At 76.1% G+C, this 2,641-nt stretch carries 2 pseudogenes; both read left to right on the top strand.

Annotation, left to right across the window (positions count from 1 at the left end):
- A pseudogene (locus FNH09_RS47435) lies at positions 1-2,226 on the top strand (hypothetical protein); the annotation flags it as partial.
- 54 nt (positions 2,227-2,280) lie between these two features.
- Positions 2,281-2,641: pseudogene (locus FNH09_RS49375) on the top strand (hypothetical protein); the annotation flags it as partial.

Here is a 2,641-nt window from a genome sequence, read left to right as displayed (position 1 = left end):
CCTTCCCCCGCCTCCTCTCCCGGCACCGACCCGCGCGCCGTCGCCCGCGCGCTGGTGTCCAGCCCGCTGCCCCTGCCGACCACCACCCGGCTGGCGCTGCTGGTCCTCGTCGCGGGCGCCGGAGCCTCGTTCGCCACTTGGTGGTGGCTGGTGCTGGGGCAGGACAGCTGGCCGGCCGCCCAGCTCGCCTGTCTGCCCGCCGCCGGGGGGTCCTCCGACGCGGTGCTCGCCCGGTTCACCGGCTGTGTCGACGACGTCCGGCTGGCCCAGGCGGCGGTGGTGCTGTGCGGGCCGCTCGCCCTGCTGGCCCTCGCCCTGCTCCACCGGGCGGCCGGGATCCGGCTCGACCTGTGGTGGTGGCGGGCGAGGCCCGACGACTCGTCGCTCGGCGACCGGCTCACCGCCGCCCTGGCCGACCCGGACGGGCCCCGGCCCGCGCTGTGGGTGCGCGGGCGGCGCGTCGGGGTCCAGGCCCGCGCGTCGGGCACCCGGCGCAGGCCGTGGATCGTGGCCGACTCCAACGCCTTCAACCTCCCCGACCGGCAGGCGGAGGCCATGTTGCGGCACGAGCTGACCCATCTGCGCCTGCGGGACGTGGGCCGGGTGCGGCTGGCCACCGGGGCCTGGTGGATCCTGCTCACGGCCGTCGTCGTGCCGGTCGGCGTCGCACTGCTGGTCAAGCCCGCGCTGCTCGGCGCCGGGCTGCTGGTGCGTATGGCGATCGTCCTGCTGACCGTACGGCTCACCCTGTGCGCGGTGCTGCGTGCACGGGAGCACGACGCCGATCTCGGCGCGGACGCGGATCCGCGTGCCCCGCGGGGCGCGGCCGCCGACCACATCGGCTCCGACCGCCCGCCGGGCCTGCGCCGACGGCTGCTGCGGGCCGTGGGTCTCGCCAGCCATCCCACCCCCGCGGCCCGCCTCGACGTGCTCGCGGACCCGGCGCGGTCCTGGGGTGTCTCGCCCTTCGAGTCGCTGGCCACGGGCCTGGTCGCGGGTCTGCTCTTCACCGACCTCGCCCTGCTGGTCGCCGCTCTGATGCCGACGCGGACCCAGCTCGCGTACACGGTGACCGGGTTGCTGACCGGCTGGGCGATCGCCGGCGTGGTGACCGTGGCGTGGTGGCGGGCCGTCGCGGTGGGTCACCGGGACGCGGCCGGCCGGCGGCCGGTCCTGGCAGGGGCGTTGCTCGGTCTCGGCCTGCTCGTCGGGAGCCAGTTGTCCGGGCGGGCGGCCGGTGACTGGCTGCACGACACCAGGACCGCCGACGGGCTGGCCTCCGAGCTCTCCCTGGTCGGCGCTCCCCTGCCCCAGGTACTGGCGCTGGCGGCGGTCGTGGTGATCGGCGGCGCGCTGTTCGCGCTGTGGACCACGAGCCTCGCCCGCGCCGCACGGGCCTCGGTGAGCGGGCCCCGCTCGGCCGTCCTGTGCACGGCGGTCCTGGTGCTGTCCGGTGTCCTGCTGGCCGTACCGCTGGGCGGTTGGTTCCTGTTCGCCCGGCTGACCGCGGCCCGCGCGGTGGCGGACATCCGCTGGAGCGTGGTCGACTCGCCCTGGTGGGTGACGGGTGTCGCGCTGAGCGTCGTCGGGGCGCTGGTCCCCCTGGTCTGGTCGATTCCGCGCTCAGCGGGCCGGACGCGGGCCACCGGGACGGCCGCGGTCCCCGGACGGCACGGCGAAACGGCCGTCACAGTAAGCCGGTTGCGTCCCGTTCCGGTGCTCGCGCTCGTGCTCTCGGGGGTGCTCGTCACGGCGGGGGCCGGGTGGGCGGCGATCGGCGGCCGGTTCGTCCAGTCGTCTGCGGTGCAGTCGTCGGCGGTGCAGTCGTCCGGGCCGCGGAGCACGCCGGGGTCGGCGCCCTCGGCGGCCGCGCCGGGCACCGACCCCTCGGCGGTCCCCAGCACTGCCACCGGCTCACCGGACGCCTCCGGTGACCGGACCGTGCCCCTGGACCAACTCCCCCTCCTCCCGCCCAAGGAGGAGCAGACCGAGGAGTTCCGCTCGGACCCCGCCCTGGTGTGCCGTTATCTGACCATCGGCGGAACCGGCATCTGGACCGACCCGCAGAGCCGACGCGAGACGGCCGAACTGCTCGGCGGCCTCGACGACACCGTGCTGCGGGCCGCGTCCGCCGTCCTGCTGCGCGATCCGACCGGTCCCGTGGACAACGAGGCGGTGATCGCCTCGTTCCTGCGCTGCGACCTCTACTTCCGCTACCACCGCTGACCCACGGCACAAGCCACACCTGCCCGACCCGCCCGGCCTCCCCAGGAGTCACGCGTGAACCAGCCACTCGCTTCGAGATCCCCTGTCGGCCGACTCCGGTACGCGGCCGTCGTACCGCTCGTCGGGACGGTGCTGGCCGCGGCCCTGACCGCGTGCGGCGGCACTCGCGACGGGTCGGGCCTGGTCGTACCTACCGAACCCACCGCGTCCGCGTCGCCCTCCACCGGTGCCTCCCCCACCACCACGGGTTCCGTCTCCGGGACGCCGAGGTCCGCAGCCCCCGACTCCACCTCGCCGTCCGCGACCTCGCACCCTTCCGGCGGATCGGGAGGCACCGGCGGCTCGGGCGGTTCAGGCGGGTCCGGCGGTTCGGGCGGTTCGGGCCGCCCGCCCACAAAGACCGCGACCCCCAGAC

This window comes from Streptomyces adustus (assembly GCF_009377175.1).
Classification (GTDB): domain Bacteria; phylum Actinomycetota; class Actinomycetes; order Streptomycetales; family Streptomycetaceae; genus Streptomyces; species Streptomyces adustus.
This window is presented reverse-complemented; position numbering and strand designations above follow the sequence as displayed.